Annotated in this window: 21 protein-coding genes; 19 read left to right on the top strand and 2 right to left on the bottom strand. The window is 51.5% G+C overall.

The features are described 5' to 3' along the window. Positions 1–9 precede the first annotated feature (9 nt). Positions 10–870, bottom strand: coding sequence for a hypothetical protein (locus tag R8O10_RS16245; protein WP_000709517.1), 861 nt, complete (start codon positions 868–870; stop codon positions 10–12). Between the two features lie 121 nt (positions 871–991). Then, positions 992–1,633, bottom strand: coding sequence for a hypothetical protein (locus R8O10_RS16240; protein ID WP_000796664.1), 642 nt, complete (start codon positions 1,631–1,633; stop codon positions 992–994). A gap of 294 nt (positions 1,634–1,927) precedes the next feature. Here R8O10_RS16240 and R8O10_RS16235 point away from each other — a divergent pair, with 294 nt between their 5' ends. The 19 genes from R8O10_RS16235 to R8O10_RS16145 all read left to right on the top strand — a co-directional run bounded on the left by R8O10_RS16235 (position 1,928) and on the right by R8O10_RS16145 (position 15,834). Beyond that, positions 1,928–2,248 (top strand): hypothetical protein, encoded by a 321-nt coding sequence (locus R8O10_RS16235; RefSeq protein ID WP_000547566.1) that lies wholly within the window; start codon positions 1,928–1,930, stop codon positions 2,246–2,248. Positions 2,249–2,551: 303 nt separating this feature from the next. Next, the gene (locus R8O10_RS16230; protein ID WP_001186917.1) at positions 2,552–2,737 is read left to right on the top strand and encodes a hypothetical protein; all 186 of its coding nucleotides are present in this window, start codon (positions 2,552–2,554) and stop codon (positions 2,735–2,737) included. A gap of 219 nt (positions 2,738–2,956) precedes the next feature. Further along, positions 2,957–3,925 carry an AAA family ATPase gene (locus tag R8O10_RS16225; protein WP_000085160.1) on the top strand — a complete coding sequence of 323 codons (969 nt, stop codon included), beginning with the start codon at positions 2,957–2,959 and terminating at the stop codon, positions 3,923–3,925. Between the two features lie 10 nt (positions 3,926–3,935). Continuing rightward, positions 3,936–4,844, top strand: a complete 909-nt coding sequence (locus R8O10_RS16220) for a hypothetical protein (protein WP_000739139.1) — start codon at positions 3,936–3,938, stop codon at positions 4,842–4,844. A gap of 60 nt (positions 4,845–4,904) precedes the next feature. After that, positions 4,905–5,435, top strand: coding sequence for a single-stranded DNA-binding protein (gene ssb / locus R8O10_RS16215; protein ID WP_000987165.1), 531 nt, complete (start codon positions 4,905–4,907; stop codon positions 5,433–5,435). Between the two features lie 94 nt (positions 5,436–5,529). Then, complete coding sequence (gene bet / locus R8O10_RS16210; protein WP_001282585.1) at positions 5,530–6,519, top strand: phage recombination protein Bet; 990 nt, start codon at positions 5,530–5,532, stop codon at positions 6,517–6,519. A 62-nt stretch (positions 6,520–6,581) separates the two neighbouring features. Continuing rightward, on the top strand, positions 6,582–7,592 hold the full coding sequence (locus R8O10_RS16205) for a YqaJ viral recombinase family protein (protein ID WP_000706865.1): 1,011 nt from the start codon (positions 6,582–6,584) through the stop codon (positions 7,590–7,592). Between the two features lie 199 nt (positions 7,593–7,791). Beyond that, a complete protein-coding gene (locus tag R8O10_RS16200) occupies positions 7,792–9,069 on the top strand; it encodes a DUF3150 domain-containing protein (RefSeq protein ID WP_000170087.1) in 1,278 nt (425 codons plus the stop codon). An 84-nt stretch (positions 9,070–9,153) separates the two neighbouring features. After that, positions 9,154–10,950 (top strand): VWA domain-containing protein, encoded by a 1,797-nt coding sequence (locus tag R8O10_RS16195; RefSeq protein ID WP_015063568.1) that lies wholly within the window; start codon positions 9,154–9,156, stop codon positions 10,948–10,950. A gap of 61 nt (positions 10,951–11,011) precedes the next feature. Next, the gene (locus R8O10_RS16190) at positions 11,012–11,347 is read left to right on the top strand and encodes a hypothetical protein (protein ID WP_001447572.1); all 336 of its coding nucleotides are present in this window, start codon (positions 11,012–11,014) and stop codon (positions 11,345–11,347) included. A gap of 264 nt (positions 11,348–11,611) precedes the next feature. Next, positions 11,612–12,151 (top strand): hypothetical protein, encoded by a 540-nt coding sequence (locus R8O10_RS16185; protein WP_000018872.1) that lies wholly within the window; start codon positions 11,612–11,614, stop codon positions 12,149–12,151. A 90-nt stretch (positions 12,152–12,241) separates the two neighbouring features. Beyond that, entirely contained in the window at positions 12,242–12,742 is a 501-nt protein-coding gene (locus tag R8O10_RS16180) for a hypothetical protein (RefSeq protein WP_000793769.1), read from the top strand. A gap of 73 nt (positions 12,743–12,815) precedes the next feature. Beyond that, the gene (locus tag R8O10_RS16175) at positions 12,816–13,700 is read left to right on the top strand and encodes a hypothetical protein (RefSeq protein WP_000477209.1); all 885 of its coding nucleotides are present in this window, start codon (positions 12,816–12,818) and stop codon (positions 13,698–13,700) included. A 65-nt stretch (positions 13,701–13,765) separates the two neighbouring features. Beyond that, complete coding sequence (gene yfaE, locus R8O10_RS16170; RefSeq protein WP_001102700.1) at positions 13,766–13,990, top strand: class I ribonucleotide reductase maintenance protein YfaE; 225 nt, start codon at positions 13,766–13,768, stop codon at positions 13,988–13,990. A gap of 61 nt (positions 13,991–14,051) precedes the next feature. Next, positions 14,052–14,441, top strand: coding sequence for a hypothetical protein (locus tag R8O10_RS16165; RefSeq protein ID WP_000026577.1), 390 nt, complete (start codon positions 14,052–14,054; stop codon positions 14,439–14,441). Then, positions 14,431–14,883, top strand: a complete 453-nt coding sequence (locus R8O10_RS16160) for a hypothetical protein (protein WP_001176699.1) — start codon at positions 14,431–14,433, stop codon at positions 14,881–14,883. The genes R8O10_RS16165 and R8O10_RS16160 overlap by 11 nt, the downstream gene beginning before the upstream one ends. A 4-nt stretch (positions 14,884–14,887) precedes the next feature. Then, entirely contained in the window at positions 14,888–15,163 is a 276-nt protein-coding gene (locus R8O10_RS16155; RefSeq protein WP_000340223.1) for a hypothetical protein, read from the top strand. Positions 15,164–15,220: 57 nt separating this feature from the next. Next, complete coding sequence (locus R8O10_RS16150) at positions 15,221–15,412, top strand: hypothetical protein (protein WP_000651508.1); 192 nt, start codon at positions 15,221–15,223, stop codon at positions 15,410–15,412. A 68-nt stretch (positions 15,413–15,480) separates the two neighbouring features. Beyond that, positions 15,481–15,834 (top strand): hypothetical protein, encoded by a 354-nt coding sequence (locus tag R8O10_RS16145; RefSeq protein WP_000994741.1) that lies wholly within the window; start codon positions 15,481–15,483, stop codon positions 15,832–15,834. Positions 15,835–15,908: the final 74 nt, after the last annotated feature.

Genomic DNA, 15,908 nt, shown 5'->3' with positions numbered 1-15,908 from the left:
GTAGATTGATTACGCTTCTGGGTAAACAAATAACTCTGCTTTTCCCTGATCAAGAAGGTAAGGGAAAGCAACTTTTTCGCCATTATCCAGCTCAACCGATTTTGGAGCAAGGTAGAGGTAGGCCCAAGCTGGTAGCTGTTTGCTAATAGCTGCGTAGATCGCTTGCTGAGGAGCATGGCTTGCTGCCCCATTACCGACATTCACAAAGTTGTATGCGGTCTCATGGCCTGATGTGAAGGCATACGCTGTACCTTGAACGCCAGAGACAAAATTAGGAGCTGACCCTAGGCGAGGCTCCACGATTTTCACCTTAACGGAACACATGTCAGCTACCTTACTTTGTCCGTTCACCCACGTCGGGCAACCCCATTCATTCTTGTAGAACTGATAGGTTAGGCGACCGTCTTTGTCATACAGAAGCGTGAAATTGGCACCCAAATCAGTCAGCGCTGACTCAATGGAAACTTTCACATGTGAAAGAAATTTGGCCTGAGCGTCTGCCGGTGAAACTGCTTCGTTAGCAGGCATCCAAGCGATCAAGCTATTGCGAGCGCCATGCTGTTTGGGGCCGATAGCCCAGTTCGCAAGGTTGACCAAGCCACCTTGCCAGTCGGTCATTCCGAGCTGAGGGGACATGTAGCCAGACAGCACGTAGGCTGCCCCAAACGTTTTGGTGTCGGTCAGACGCTCCAGCTTGTCACGCGGAACAGAAGCGTCTTGGATGCCTGTTACCAGGCCACCGGCCTCCGCGATGTTGTAAGCGCGACTGTGATTGGTTTTGTACGCTGTGGGTTCGTAACTGCTGGTGGATGCACAGCCAGATAGAGCTGCTACAGCCAGAGCCACGGTGGTGATTAAAGCCTTTTTCATGTTGTTCTCCGTTCTTACCTGAGTTGAATCTGATTTACTTCGATAATATCACAGCATCAAAAAATGCAACCATAAAAGACAAAAAAAGCCCCTCGGGCGAGGGGCAAAGGTTTGGGCTGGGTTATGCTGCTTTTGTTTTCTCGGCTTCGTCTGCGATTTCCTTGTCGCCGGTTGCAGATTCCGGAGCGGCTTCGGCCACTTCACCTTCTTTGCCTTTGCTGTGGGCGGAAATGCGAGCCCGTTTCTCGATGCCGATGATTCGACCGGCCAGCTTGATGAGGCGTTGCTGCCATTGGTAAGTGGCGTCGGTGCGCTGCTTGCTGGTCAGTACGGTGTTCAGCCAGAGAGTGTCAACGATCCCCATCAGGGTATCCAGTTTGCGGATCAGGTGTGCAAACTGAGCAACCTGAGGAGAGTTGATCTCGATGGTGTATTCATTCGGGTTGGTGTAGCCGGGCATCATGTCGATGCCGTTGTCTTCCATCAGCTTGTTGAGCTGGGCGGTAGCTTTGTCCAGGTCTTCGGAGACCTTGGAAATGTGTTCCAGGATGACGGTTTCAACCTGGTCGATTTCGTCCTGCTCACCGATGATGCGAAGGATCACGTCGATGGAGAACAGGGAGTTGGAAACTCGCTCAAAGCTGCGTTCCATGACGCGCTGAGCTTGGAGGCTGTTTACTTTCAGAACTTGCTTGAAAACAGGGCGAGAGTAGTGGTTGCTGCGGTCGTTGTTTGTGTCCAGTGCTACTTGTGCTTCTGCCATTAGAGATACTCCTAAATTTGAGGTACAGATAAACGCACTGGAAAGGATAAATGCGGTCAATCTGTAACCTGACCTCTCGAAGTGCCCAAAATGGACAGTTACAGCGTTTTCTGTTTAGCAAAGGTGAGCTATATTTGAATCATCTTAGTCGCTCTGCGGCTATAGGTGAGATAGCTGGTCTCCGAAAACAAACAGCATCTAGTCTTATGCCGTATGGCATTACTTAACCCCAAGCCGGGGGCTTCTCCCGGTTTTCGGGTGTTGCCCCTGTTTTTTTTACATAGGAGCAACACCATGCACATCATCACTTTCATTGTAGTTCTGCTTGCATCTCTGGGCGCACTGTACGTAGGCGCGAAGGCATTTGCTTTTTCCTTCATCGTTCTCGCTAAAGTGTTCCAGCGTATCGGTTTGTTCCTTTGGAACAAATTCGCAGTTCCTGCAATGCGGTCTGTACAGGCCGTCATCAAAGAACGTGCTGCCAAGGCTGAACAAGCCAAAGCAGTCGTTGAACCTGAGGTAACTCAAGTTCAAGAAGTCGCTAAACAAGAACCTGACTGGGATTATCTCGAAATCCCGACTTACCTTCGTAAGGGCAAGGAACTTGTTTGGTAATAACTGTCGCTGAGTAATCTTCGACACTTTCAAACCCATCGGGGCAACCATACCCCGACGGGGATGTTGCCCCTTTTTGCTTAGGAGCAACATCATGGAAATCGCTATCATCGCTTTGTGTATCCCTGCTGGTTGGGCAATCTCTCGTCCTTTCGTGAGAATCGCTGAATCGTTCGGTTACTGCTGATAGTCAACGCAAAGGGAGGGGGCAACCCCTCTCTTTCTGGTCAAGCCTCTGTGGCTTGTCCTCAAAGTCTTCTGGTGTCAGTTGGCTTTGACGACAAGCTACAGGGGGAATGTCGAATGCAACAGAATCTTCATGTTTACGACGATCACGCAGGCATCATCTATCTGGCTGATGGACGCGAGGTGAAATTTGATCCGAAACTGTATTCCAGCTCCTACCAGGCGCACAGTGAAGCAGTGAAGTGGGCCAAAGAAACCGGGGTCATTGGTCAAAACGACGATGTGGTGATGTTCGTCCATTGAGGGAGTAGCCTCCAGGAGAGGCTACTCTCCTCGCTCCTTAAAAGTCTTCTTACTCATGGTGAATACCATCAGTAAGCAGATTTTGTTCTCTTCGGAGAGCGAAAAGTGCGATAGCTGGTCGCCAAAAACAAACAGCAAATTAACGTTAATTTACTAGCCCAACCGGGCGCATCCGCCCGGTTCGGGACGTGGTGCGCCTGTCACAATAGGAGCGCACCTATGTCTCAATACTCTCAATTCTCAGTAAGCAAGGTTTTCGGTATGCCCAGCATTCCGGAGAAGGTAACGGCCATCGGCTACGCTGACGGTTCAAACCCTTTCATCCCTGCCACTGATACCAACTACGTTTTCCGCAAAGAGTTTCTGCGAGAGGTCTTGGCCTATCTCAAAGAGCCTGGCGGTGACGCATTGTTCGTAACCGGCCCTACCGGGTCTGGCAAAACCTCAGGTATCACCGAGATCGCTGGTCGTCTCAACTGGCCTGTTCAGCAAATCACTGCCCACGGGCGGATGGAGCTGACAGATCTGATTGGACATCACGCTCTGGTCGCGGAAAAGCCTGGTCAACCACCTGTCATGAAGTTCATGTATGGACCTCTGGCAGTCGCTATGCGTGAAGGTCATCTGCTCCTCATCAACGAGGTGGATTTGGCCGACCCTGCCGAGCTGGCTGGTCTCAACGATGTCCTTGAAGGGCGTCCCCTTGTGATCGCTCAGAATGGCGGGGAAATCATCAAGCCGCACCCGATGTTTCGTGTGGTCGTTACTGGTAACTCTACGGGGTCCGGTGATGCTTCTGGTTTGTACCAGGGGGTGATGATGCAGAACCTCGCAGCTATGGATCGCTATCGTTTCACCAAAGTAGGGTATGCGGATGAGGAAGCTGAACTCAGCATTCTTGGCCGTGCTACTCCGAAACTTCCGGAAAATGTGCGGAAGGGAATGGTTCGGATTGCTAATCAGGTCCGCAAACTGTTTCTTGGCGAAAACGGTGAAGATGGTCAGATCAGCGTCACCATGTCCACTCGGACGTTGGTGCGTTGGGCGAAACTGTCTCTAGCGTTCCGTGGTGCCCCAAATGCTCTTGAATACGCCTTGGATCAAGCTCTGCTTATCCGTGCGGCCAAAGAGGAGCGTGAAGCCATCCTGCGTGTTGCGAAGGATGTGTTCGGGGACCAATGGCGCTAAGAGGTGACGCATGAAGAAAAATGACTGTTTGTGCCGTCGTTACACTGCTAAAGAGTGGGGCAATGACGAAACCACAATAGAAGTCTTCATTGGCTACAAGTTGCTCCGGGAGCCCAGCTCCTCGGAGCCAGGCCAATTCACGATGGTCGAGCTACGCCGAACCGTCACTGATGGGAAAGCTGAAAATTGGTCTGAGACAAAGCTCGAAGGACCTTTTGAAGCTAACGGCCCAGACACGATCCCAATGTCCTACAAGGACAAAGAAAGCCAGTATGTGTCACAGTTTCTCAGCCAGGGGTACACCTTTCTGGATGAGGTGCTGGTAAACGCAGAGACACAGACGGTGCTGGAAGGGGGGAATGTTTCAGCCGGACAAACAGCCAGCTTGGGATCTCTCAACTGGCTGTTATCTCCGCCCTCTGAGTTACCTCCAGGTGACATAAACCTCTTCAAAGGTTTTGTTGCTGGGGTTTTTGCCAAAGGAGCCGGTTTAATCGGCTTTGAGGTTGCTCGGAGCGAAGGCTCAAATGACTTGCTACCCAGTGTGCTGATGCGTACTGACAGCGGTTATGAGCTTGGGGTTAGCACTGGACTAGGCGAAAACACTATCCATCCAGCTACGCTGGAAGGCGCTGGTGAACTCCGCCCGGAACATGGTCACAAACCCCTGCTGATGTTGGTTTACCTGCAACAGCGTTTCGCGGATGACTTTTCAAACGTAGAGAAGCCGCTGGTGGCATTCTGTGATGAACAGGGTGATACCTTCGACTACGAGCGTTTTGATTCACTAAAACCCCTCATTGAACGGTTTGGTTTCAGCTACGACGAAGTAAGAGCAGATGCAGAAAGGCTTGGCCTTGTATCTGAGCTGATTCGCCTGGCAGAGATCGACGCCGAACAAGAGGATCACTTTTTTTAACCCTTACGGGGGCTTGCTCCCCGAAAGGGGCGTTGGCCCTCTCCAAATAACTTGGAGGTCATGATGTCTAAAGGCGTCAACAAAGTAATTCTGGTCGGTAATCTCGGTTCTGACCCGGAAATTCGCTACATGCCAAGCGGCACTGCCGTTGCCAACTTCAACGTTGCAACAACGGATACGTGGCGCGATAAGCAGTCTGGCGAGCAAAGAGAGCATACTGAGTGGCACCGTATTGTGCTTAAAGGTCGTTTGGCGGAAGTCGCTGGTGAGTACCTGAAAAAGGGCTCCCAAGTCTATCTCGAAGGGAGCAACCGCACCCGGAAGTGGACTGACAGCCAACAAATCGAGCGCTACACCACCGAAGTACACTGCGTTGAAATGCAGATGCTTGGTGGTCGTGGAAATGCACCTCAGGACAACTCTCAACGTGCAGCGCCCCAAAAAGGGCAACGTACAGGAGCCGGTACGCAATCTGCTCCTGTGCAGCAATCAGCACCGCAAGGTGGTATGGGCGGAGGCTATGGTCCCGCTCCTGATGGCTGGGATGATGACATCCCGTTCATGCGGCTGCACCACTTGGCTGGCGGGTAACACCGCCAACTCTTACTAAACCCCACGGGGGCACTCATGCCCCGAGGGGGTCATGGTGTCCTCAAACCGTTCATTCGTGAATTGGAGAAACACCATGTCTGATAACAAATCTCTTGTAACCCGTATCGCAAGCCGGTTTGGCGTGGACACCCGAAAGTTCTATGAAACTTTGAAGGCGACCGCATTCAAGCAGCGAGATGGAAGTGCCCCGACCGATGAGCAGATGATGACGCTCCTGATCGTGGCTGAACAGTACGGTTTGAACCCTTTCACTCGGGAAATCTATGCGTTTCCTGACAAGCAAAATGGGATCATTCCGGTAGTAGGTGTTGATGGTTGGAGCCGCATCATCAACGAGCATCCCCAGTATGATGGCGTCGAGTTCGTGTATTCGGACAAGATGGTCAGAATGCAGGGGGCGAAAGTTGACTGCCCTGAGTGGATTGAATGCGTGATTTACCGTAAGGACAGATCTCGCCCTATCCGCATCAAGGAGTTCATTGATGAGGTGTACCGTGAACCGTTTCAGGGTCAAGGTCGCAATGGTGCTTACACTGTTGATGGCCCCTGGCAAACGCACACCAAGCGTCAACTCCGGCACAAGTCGCTGATCCAGTGTTCTCGTGTCGCATTTGGTTTCTCTGGTATTTATGACCAGGATGAAGCTGAACGCATCCGTGAAATGGAGCAGGCATCGGCCATTAACCCGGCTATTGCCAATCTCCCTTCACCATCTCAAGTTCAAAGCCAAGAGCCTTTGGCTATTGAGCACAAAGAGCTTGACCCGATCCTAACCAAACTCGCAAATCGCGCCATTGCTGAAAACGCATGGTCTGCGGCGCATGAGTATGTGAAGGGACGGTATGAAGGTTCGGAACTGCAATATGCGACTCAATTCCTTCGTGACAAGGAGATGGATCAAATGGAGCCTCCGAAACCTGACTACCAGGAAGCGCACGAGCAAGAGTCCGCCGCTGGTGGTTCTGCAAATGCTGAACCTGGTGCCGAAGAAATGCCGCCTTTGAGTGACGAGGACATGATCCCTGTTACAGAAGAGGAGGGCGCGGAAGGCAGTTACTACTAACCCCAACGGGGGGGACTCCCCCGCTGGGGGAGATCTCCCTCCTAACCATTGGAGAGAGGTCCATGAAAATAGTCAACCTATCGCAACGCGAGGAAGATTGGCTTGATTGGCGGCGTCAAGGTGTAACAGCCACTGACGCCGCTATCCTGCTCAATCGGTCTCCGTACAAAACACGATGGAGACTGTGGGCCGAGAAGACTGGGTATGCGCGTGAAGTCGATCTGAGTCTTAATCCGCTGGTTCGCCGGGGGATAGAAAACGAAGATGCTGCAAGACGCGCTTTCGAGGAGAAGTATGATGACATGCTGCTCCCCGCCTGTGTCGAATCGGTTCAATACCCGCTCATGAGGGCCTCCCTGGATGGCCTGAGAGATAACGGGGAGCCCGTCGAGCTGAAAAGCCCGAGTGCGACTGTCTGGGAAGATGTTTGTGCTGAGAAAGCAAACAGCAAGGCATACCAGCTTTATTACCCGCAGGTGCAACACCAGCTCCTGGTAACGGGGGCCAAGCAAGGCTGGTTAGTCTTCTACTTTGAAGGTCAGATTCAGGAGTTTCCAATACTCCGAGACGAAGCCATGATTCAAGAAATCTTGGCCGAGGCTAAAAAGTTCTGGCAACAGGTAGTAGACAAGAAGGAGCCCGACAAAGATCCAGAGAGAGACCTGTACATACCGCAAGGTGAAGAGGTCAACCGTTGGATTGCTGCTGCTGAGGAATACCGCCTCTATGATGCAGAGATTCAGGAGCTGAAACAGCGACTGTCTGAGCTTCAAGAAAGGCAAAAGCCTCATCTCGACACCATGAAGTCCCTCATGGGGGAATACTTCCATGCCGACTACTGCGGTGTGATGGTAACGAGATACAAAGCGGCTGGCCGGGTAGACTACAAAAAGCTGTTGGCTGATAAGGCGTCAGGCGTGAAGCCTGAGGATGTTGACCAGTACAGAGAGAAGTCATCAGAGCGGTGCCGTGTAACGGTTACTGGCTCTGTGAAGCCACGGTACATTGTTGATGAGGACGTGCTTGCTCCTCTTGATGATTTGCCGGAAGAAGTAGAGACGTTCTACTGGTGAGTGGGGGATTTTCCCCCGCTTTCCCTTGGGGATTCTGGGAGTCTCCAACGGAAAGCAAGATTTTGTTCTCTTCGGAGAGCGAAAAGTGCGATAGCTGGTCGCCAAAAACAAACAGCAAATTAACGTTAATTTACTAGCCCAACCGGGCGCATCCGCCCGGTTCGGGACGTGGTGCGCCCCCAACTTTTTGGAGTGCATCATGACTAAAGTGAACCATCTACAAAGCCTCTGTGTTATCCACGTAGACTTTGACATCTGGAGTGGACAAACCCGTTTGTCTGCATCTGATCTCAAGCTGGGCGAGGGTGGTGAAATTCCACCTGAGAAAGTAGCTCAACTGGGAAGTAAGAAGATCTGTGATCCGGCTAAGCTGAAAGGCTTTCATCGCCTGAAAACAGAAACTCGTCGCCTCCTGCTGAAATTCGGTATGCCGTTCATGAACGGATTTGCCGTACCCGTCAGCAAGACCGATGAAATCTGTAACAAGCTGAATGACATCAACTTTCAGTTTAACCAACTGAAACAGGATTTCATCAAAGGTTACAACAAAGCCGTGGATGAATGGTGTCAGGAGAACCCTGAGTATGAACGAGCTATCCGTGCCGGAGCCCTTCCAAAGGAAACGGTCGAGGAGCGGATTGGCTTTGAGTACCAGGTGTTCATGATCCAGCCTGTGAACGAAGATGAGGCCAACGCCAAACGCCTTAACCGCAAGGTTGAGCGCCTGGGTGACGATCTCATCTCCGAAGTGGTTCAGGAAGCGAATAAGTTCTATATGGAACGTTTGGCCGGTCGAGACCAATGTGCGGTCACTACTCGGCAGACACTCCGTAACATCCGCGACAAGGTGGATGGGCTTAGCTTCCTGAACAGCGCTTTTAACCCTCTGGTCAAGCTGCTCGACCAAACCCTCCGGGGATACGAGCAACATGCCGATGGCCGAAACATCGTTGCGCCTTTCTTTTATCAGGTCGTGGCCGCAGTGCTGATCATGAGCGAGAGGGACCGCATCGAGCAGTATGCCAATGGCTCGATTACTGTAGAGGGCATGGCTAATGACATTGGCGGTTCGGGAGCCCAGATGGGGGACCGTTCTAAAGATGAAAAGGCCGAACAGAAAAGCGATAAAGCCGGTGAGCTTATCCCTGCAACAGAGGGTGGCGAAACCAAGCAGCAACAGGTAGGTGGTACTGAATCTGTTCAATCAGAACAGACTAACAGCGGTGGTAACTCTGTTGACCTGGATGAAGACATCGACAACTTCTTCAAGAGTTTTGCAGAACGAGGCGAGGGTGAATCGGAAGATGAATCCAATGCCGGTGATGTGGTTCGAGAAGAGCGTGTTGATGTTGAGGATGAGCTGGTTTTGCCTGAGGAAACTCCGGTAGAGCAAGAGCCTGTCCAAGAGGAGACGACAGAGGAGCCTCTCAACCAGGAGCTGCCTAAAACTGACGACGATGGCGACTATTTCTTCTAATAGTCACTTCAACTAAACCGACCCGGAGGGGATAGCCATTCCCTCCAGGGGTGGACTATCTCCTTCCCTACCAGGAGAAAAGATATGTCCAAAAAACGCACCATTTACAGCGCTCTACCAATCGTGGCCGCAGCCTATGGTGAAAAACTCGGTGTCAAAGTCGCCATCGGTAACGATGACGCATACACCGATGGTAAGACCATCGTGGTTCCGAATATCCCCGACGACTATCCTCACATGGATGCTGTCTGGGGGTATTTGGCCCATGAAGCAGCCCATGTCCGGTTTACGGACTTTGGTGTTGAGCGCCGCAGAGGTCTTCATGCTGAGTTGTCCAACGTTTTGGAGGACTGCCGCATAGAACGGGCCATGATGGAACTCTTCCCCGGTACGTCGCAGACCCTGAATGAGGTTGCTCGCTATATGGCTCAAGCTGGTCATTACGAGCACGTCACAGACAAAGAGGCCCCTGCCTCCATTCTGACAGGGTTTTGTTTGTACTGGTTGCAAACCAAGGCTGTAGGGCAATCCGTCCTTCAACCCTATCTCGATTCGGCTACCCCCGTATTCGAGCGCGTGTTCCCTCAGGGTGTTGTTGTTCGGCTGAACGCTTTACTGCGTAAGGCTGTGAACACTAAGTCAACCGCAGAGGTGACATCCTTGGCCGACCAAATCATCAAGATGATCGAGGAGGAAAAGGAGAAAGAAGAGCAAAAGCCCCAGAATGGTCAGGATGGTAACAACCAGCAGAATGCTGGTGGCAACCAACCTCAGAACAGTCAGGGCGGAAGTGGTAACGATCAAAACCAAGGGCCTGATGCCAATGGTGGTGATCAGCAAGGTAAAGACCAGAAGCAAGACGATGCTAACGGGAAATCTGATCCGAAAGGACAGGGCGACCAAGGCAAGTCGGATACTGATGGTGGCAGCAAGGCAGGACAAAGCCAGGCTGGTGGCAATTCTGACGCGGCGAAACAAGACGCGGCCAAAATGCTCCAGCAGGTTCTGAATGCCGGTGCCGGTGATTTGCGTGGTGACGCGCATGATGCACTTAAAGCCGAGCTCAACCGGGTGGCTCAAGATAAGGGGGACAGTAGCTATATGACTGTTCGCTCTGCTGTGAACACCCAGGACAACCCTGCTGTTGGCAAAAGCCTGGTAGGGGATGTGAAGAGCACCACTTCAAAGATAAGAACGCAGCTCTACGGATTGGTCCAGGCCAGCCAGCGAGTTGCTCACCGTAACCAACGATCAGGGAAGCGTGTGGATGCTCGGAAACTACATCGTGTAGTGACGGGTGATACCCGCGTATTCCTCAAGCCAGAAGCCAAGAAACGCCCTAATACGGCGGTTCACATCCTGGTTGATATGAGCTCCTCGATGGCCTACAAGGCCGCCAATGGAAAGGAGCGTCAAGACATTGCGCGGGAAGCGTCCTTGGCTATTTCGATGGCTCTGGAAGCAATACCCGGCGTAAACCCGGCAGTCACCTTTTTTGGTGGCAACCGGAACCAGCCAGTGTTCAGTGTCGTGAAGCATGGAGATACGGTTCAGAATCGGGCCGGTCGGTTTGGGTTCAAAGCAACTGGCGGTACGCCTATGGCGGAAGCTATGTGGTATGCAGCTTTTGAACTCACCAAGACCCGTGAAGAGCGAAAAATGTTGATCGTAGTGACTGACGGGCAGCCTCAAAGAGCCCCGGCATGTCGCTCAGTGATTGACCTCTGTGAACGAAGCGATGTTGAGGTGATCGGCATAGGGGTAGAGACTACCGCAGTGTCAGGACTGTTCCAAAAGAACATTGTCATTGATGATGCGGCAGCTCTGCAACGCACACTGTTTAAGTTGATGGAGCGGTCATTGACTGCTTTTGCAGCTTAACAGGAAGTGAAACGACAAACGGCTATCCCTTCGGGGGTGGCCGTTTTTATTTGGAGAGTCTATGAACCAATTCCATTCATCTTTGGATTTGTATCATCGGAACAAAGGTAGAAGGGCTACAGTGCCGGAGACGCCTTTTTTACTGCTTGCTAAGCGCATTCCTCCGATGTACTGGAGACTGTTCCAGGGTGTTACTTTGGATAGTCGTATGGGATACACAGGCAGGCGGCAGTTCCACCGTCTTGGGCAAGCAATCGACTGGGCAAAGTCATCAGTTGGCGATTCCTGGTCAAATAAGCGCTTTCACAAGCCGGTAGGCCTCGATGTATTGCTGGCCTGTACTGCGAGTAAGGTGCCTGAACATCTGGTCGAAGAACTGAAAAGACGGGGCAGTTGATGCGTCTTTGAGCTTTGCACCCGAAAAGGGCAGTTTGAGCGTTCCTGTTCACACAGCTCTCGTGGAACAATCAAAGTGAGGAGGGAATACCCTCCCACTTTCTCAGAGGCCTTCATTGAGGGTTGCTGAGAAAGTGAATTTTGTCCTCTCTGAGGGCGAAACGTGCGATAGCTGGTCGCCAAAAACAAACAGCATTCAACCTCAGCCTAAGGGCGCACTGCGCCTGACAGGCTCTGTGTGCCCAAGTTACTTTAAGGAGCACACATGTCTCATCTGAACAATCTCAAATCCGTAATGATCTCTCTCGCCGCCGAACATAAGCTGCCTGAAATCTACCAGGATGACATCACTACCGATGTGGAGTCTCTGGATCGATTCGATGGTTTACGTCTGGTCTGGCTGTTGCGGTCTTGCGGCAGCGTATTGGTGCCAGCGGAAGTTGGCGTTAATCCGATCTATATCACCCATTGGTTGTGGTCTAACCACGGTCAACAGGTGGTTCCATTCTCTGTGGATACCCGCACGGGGTTGATTGAAAAAATCGACTTCGAGCAAGCTGAAAAGCTGATCATGCAGATGCCTTGCAACCTCTCTTCATTGCAGAACAAGGAATACTTGGTTGACCAGGTAAACCGAGTATTGCAACGAGGTTGTGAAATGCGTATCTGGGGTATCTTCGAGTCTCCAAGCTCGGTGGAATCCGTTGGTGGTTGGAAAGAGTGGCAGAGCTATTTCAGCTCTACTGGGAATCGACTGATGGCCGATTTCGTTGGTAAAGCCATTCGATTCACCAACCCTCGATAAATCGCCGTTCAACCATTAACCCTAATTAACCCTATGGGGCTCCGATAGCCCTGAGGGGACGGGGCTCCGCAATCGCAATAAGGAGTCCCTATGAAAAACCTATCAGCTTTGGAAGCAGTTCTTGACTACGACAAACCTTCTCGACGTTTTCTTGATGAGCTCAACGAAAACCAGATGAAGGATTTGTCCGGGGAAATCTTCGCCAAGCTCTACTGGAGCAAGCGTAATCCCCAGTGGTACGAGAAAGACACCAATCGGCTGTTTGCACGACTTCGTTGGGTTCAGCGCATCATCAAGAAGCGCTTGAAAACCGGCAAGGTTAAACCTGAACTGACAGAAAATGGTTCAGTGATGGAGCGCTTCAACTTCCCTTATGGTGACACTCTCGATTTCTTCCATCGGTACTTGCGACATCCCAAATGGGAGGTTGTGTATCAAGAATCGGGGTGCAGTGCCTTTTGGAAAAATGAAGCAACGCTTGAGCTATGCACCTACTGCGAAGGTGATGTGGTCATGATGAAGGCTCCTGATGAAGCAACCTTCTTTCGTGATTGCAATCGCCTTAGCTGGTGGTATGCAGATAACGCTTGATCTTAATCCCTAACCAGGGGCGAACCGGCCCCTGATGGGAGCATGGTGCGCCCCATCTATGATGGAGGACGCCATGTTCAAATCATCAGTATGCTCCTACGAAAACAGGGGGCCTTACGGAAACAACAAGTACCGAGGCAACTGCTCGGGCTTTATCGTTAAAGACTTCATTGAGTCTTACATGAGAAAGCCGAACGGGCTGGTGGCAGACCCAAGTGTTGGGGGTGGCTCTAGCATCGACGTTGCCAATGAACTTGGTGTCCGTTTCAAAGGGACAGACTTGCATCAGGGGTTCAACCTGTTGCGGGATGACTTCCTTTCGTTCCTCGGAGAGCCTGCACACCTGATCTGGTGGCACCCTCCTTACTGGGACATGATCCAGTATTCAGGTAAGCAGTGGGGCGAGCCCAACAAATGGGATATGAGCCGCATGAATTTGCCTGAGTTCGTTGAAGCCCTTGAGCTGGCCGTTATGAATATTCATGACGCCTGTGAGCGAGGAGGGCATTACGGAATCCTCATGGGAAACCTGAGGCGCGATGGGGATTATTTCAACCTGTCCAGCCTTGTGGAACGTATCGCACCTGGGAAGCTGGTGGATGAGATCATCAAAACACAGCACAACTGTGTGAGTGACCGAACTCAGTATTCCGGGAAGCTGGTGCGTATCGCCCATGAAAAGCTGTTGGTGTTTCGTCGTAACGACGTTGCCTCATCGCTCTGTCTTCTTGCTGCCGTACACCGTCGAGCAACCAATATGGTTTCGACTACGTGGAAAGCTGCAATACGCCGAACCCTACAGGGGAAAACGTTGAAGCTGGAGCAGATTTACAAAGAGATTGAACCCTACGCAAAGCATCGAGAGAACAACCACTGGCAAGCAAAGGTCAGGCAAGTTCTTCAAGATGCCAGGTTCTTTATTCGCATCGAGGTAGGTGTCTATGCACTTGCTGAGTAGCCCAACCGGGGCGTGACATCCCGGAGGGGATTGGTCGCGCTCATCAACAACAAAGGAGCGTGACCATGAACGTACAACTTCAAGCCAGCAACAATGTGCTGTTGGCGCAAATCGAAAGCAAAGGCCTCACTGTTGAAACGCATTGTCGCAGTGGCTTTTGTGGCATGTGCCGGGTTCGTCTACTCGAAGGTCAAGTGGCTTATGACGAGACGCCCATCGCATTTGTCAAAGAAGGGGAAGTGTTGGTTTGCTGCGCTAAAGCAAAAACCGATGTGACCTTGGAAATTTAACCCATCCGGAGGAGCCTTTCCTGCGGGTGGGGCTCCTCTATCCATTACGAGGAGAAACACTATGTCTATCAATACCAAAGTTGAACAAATCGCATACGGTCATGCTACCGCTCTAGTGCTCAGTGAACTGGGCCAACAAGAGAATTGGTGCAAGGCTTATGAGTATTTGTCTGAGTGTGTAGAACGGGGAGACGAACCTGAGGATCTGGTCGTTTGGCAACCGTTTGAGCACTGGGAATGGAAAGACATTCTGGAGCAGATCGAGAGCGAAGCCGAGTCTCTGCTTTCGACTATTAAGTCGGTTTTAGGCTTGGCCCACAAAGGCATCATTCAGTCAGCAATTGACTGCTCTCTGGATTCGGACATGACCCAGCTTGACCTGATTGGAATGGTCGAGCTCGGAAGTGAAATCGAAGATGGGGAGTGTGCTGGAGGTGGCTATGCAGCTTAACCGATACACGGCCAGGGAGTCTGACAAAAGTCGGATACTTCGGACCATAGGCTGGTGCAAGCGCAACCACCTTACACTTGCCGGTCTTCCATACGAGGACAATCTTGCAGGAAGTGATGGGATCAGCATAGAGATCATCACTCCTCCTGGTATGTCGCGGGAAATGTTGGAGCAAGCCGTCAGAGAGGGGTATTCAGAGCGAGATGTCGTAAGGCATCGCATTCTGGAGTGCCCTGTCGGTTGGTTCATGGAAGCTGATGGCAAGGCATTTGATCATGAAGTGTTCCACGATTACGTGGTGGCTCATGGTTATGGCGAACCTTCCAGCGAAGCCTATGAGCTGGCGGAGCGGTGGTTCTGGCAGGGCAACGATTATGCGTTGATAGCTGCGGAAATAGTTGCTCGTGATCTTTGTGTTCGTGATGACGAAGATGAGGACTGATCCTATGGATGCTGTAGCGCATATAGCAGCAGATAACCTTGTACCGGCATGTGGAGGTGCAGAGAAGCCGTTTACCGTTAGTGGTAGACAGTGGCTTTACTGCTATCACCCAGCCAGTGGGAGGCACTGCTACTTAGACCTCGATAATGACCGTCCAGTCTGGCATCGAGGATTTCATCCTGCTTTTCATCCTGAGCTTGAGTTCGCTGATGAAGCTGAGTTGCTTCGACCAGTTGAGCGAAAGCCTGACCATGAAGAGCTGGAGGATTTTTACTTTTAACCCACGGGGCCGCTCTTCCTGATGGGAGACGGTCCTCCATTCTCAAAGGAGAAGACCATGAAAGATCACAGTCAAACGATTGTGTTCCCTGGGAACAATGTTGAATCACTTGCTGAGGCTAACGCCATGTTGAGCGCTGTGTCGGAAGATGCACGTAAAGCCAGCAATACGGAAGACAAACGTGACCTTGAATCGCTTCAAGGCTGGCTGGAAGAGAACATCAATTCTCAACTGGCAGGCGTGAAGTAACTATGACTGTAACCCCACTGGGGGCTTCATGCCCCTGTGGGGGCATGGTGCCCGTAAAAGGAGTCACCATGAATGCAGTGAAGATGATCCAGAAGGAAAACCAGCTTGAGCTGCCGCTTTTCTTCCTGGATGAAGAGCCGAAGACCGCAGAAGTCATTCCATTTGAGCCAAAGCCTGAATGGACTGATGATGAGGTAAGGCAGTTACGTGATGGGCTTTTATGGCATAGCCTTAGAGTCCTTGCTGATGGTCGAGCTGGAAGTGAAATCAAGCAGGAAACGATGGCTTGGGTGATGTCCGATGAGGTACATCCATTCTCATTTGTGGTCTGCTGCGATGAAGCAGGTTACGATCCATCTGGAGTAAGGGAAGGCGTGAAGTCTATCCTAAACCGCTTAGCGCGGGTTAAAGCGGGGGGTTAACCCCCTGCTTTCCCAGTGGCATCGACTTTCACATGTGAAAGTTTGTGCCCCTCGGAAAGCAAGATTTTGCTCTC

This window comes from Vibrio sp. 1727, from assembly GCF_033344415.1.
GTDB lineage: Bacteria > Pseudomonadota > Gammaproteobacteria > Enterobacterales > Vibrionaceae > Vibrio > Vibrio alginolyticus.
Note: the sequence above shows the minus strand (reverse complement) of the source record. Positions and strands in the feature narration are given on the sequence as shown.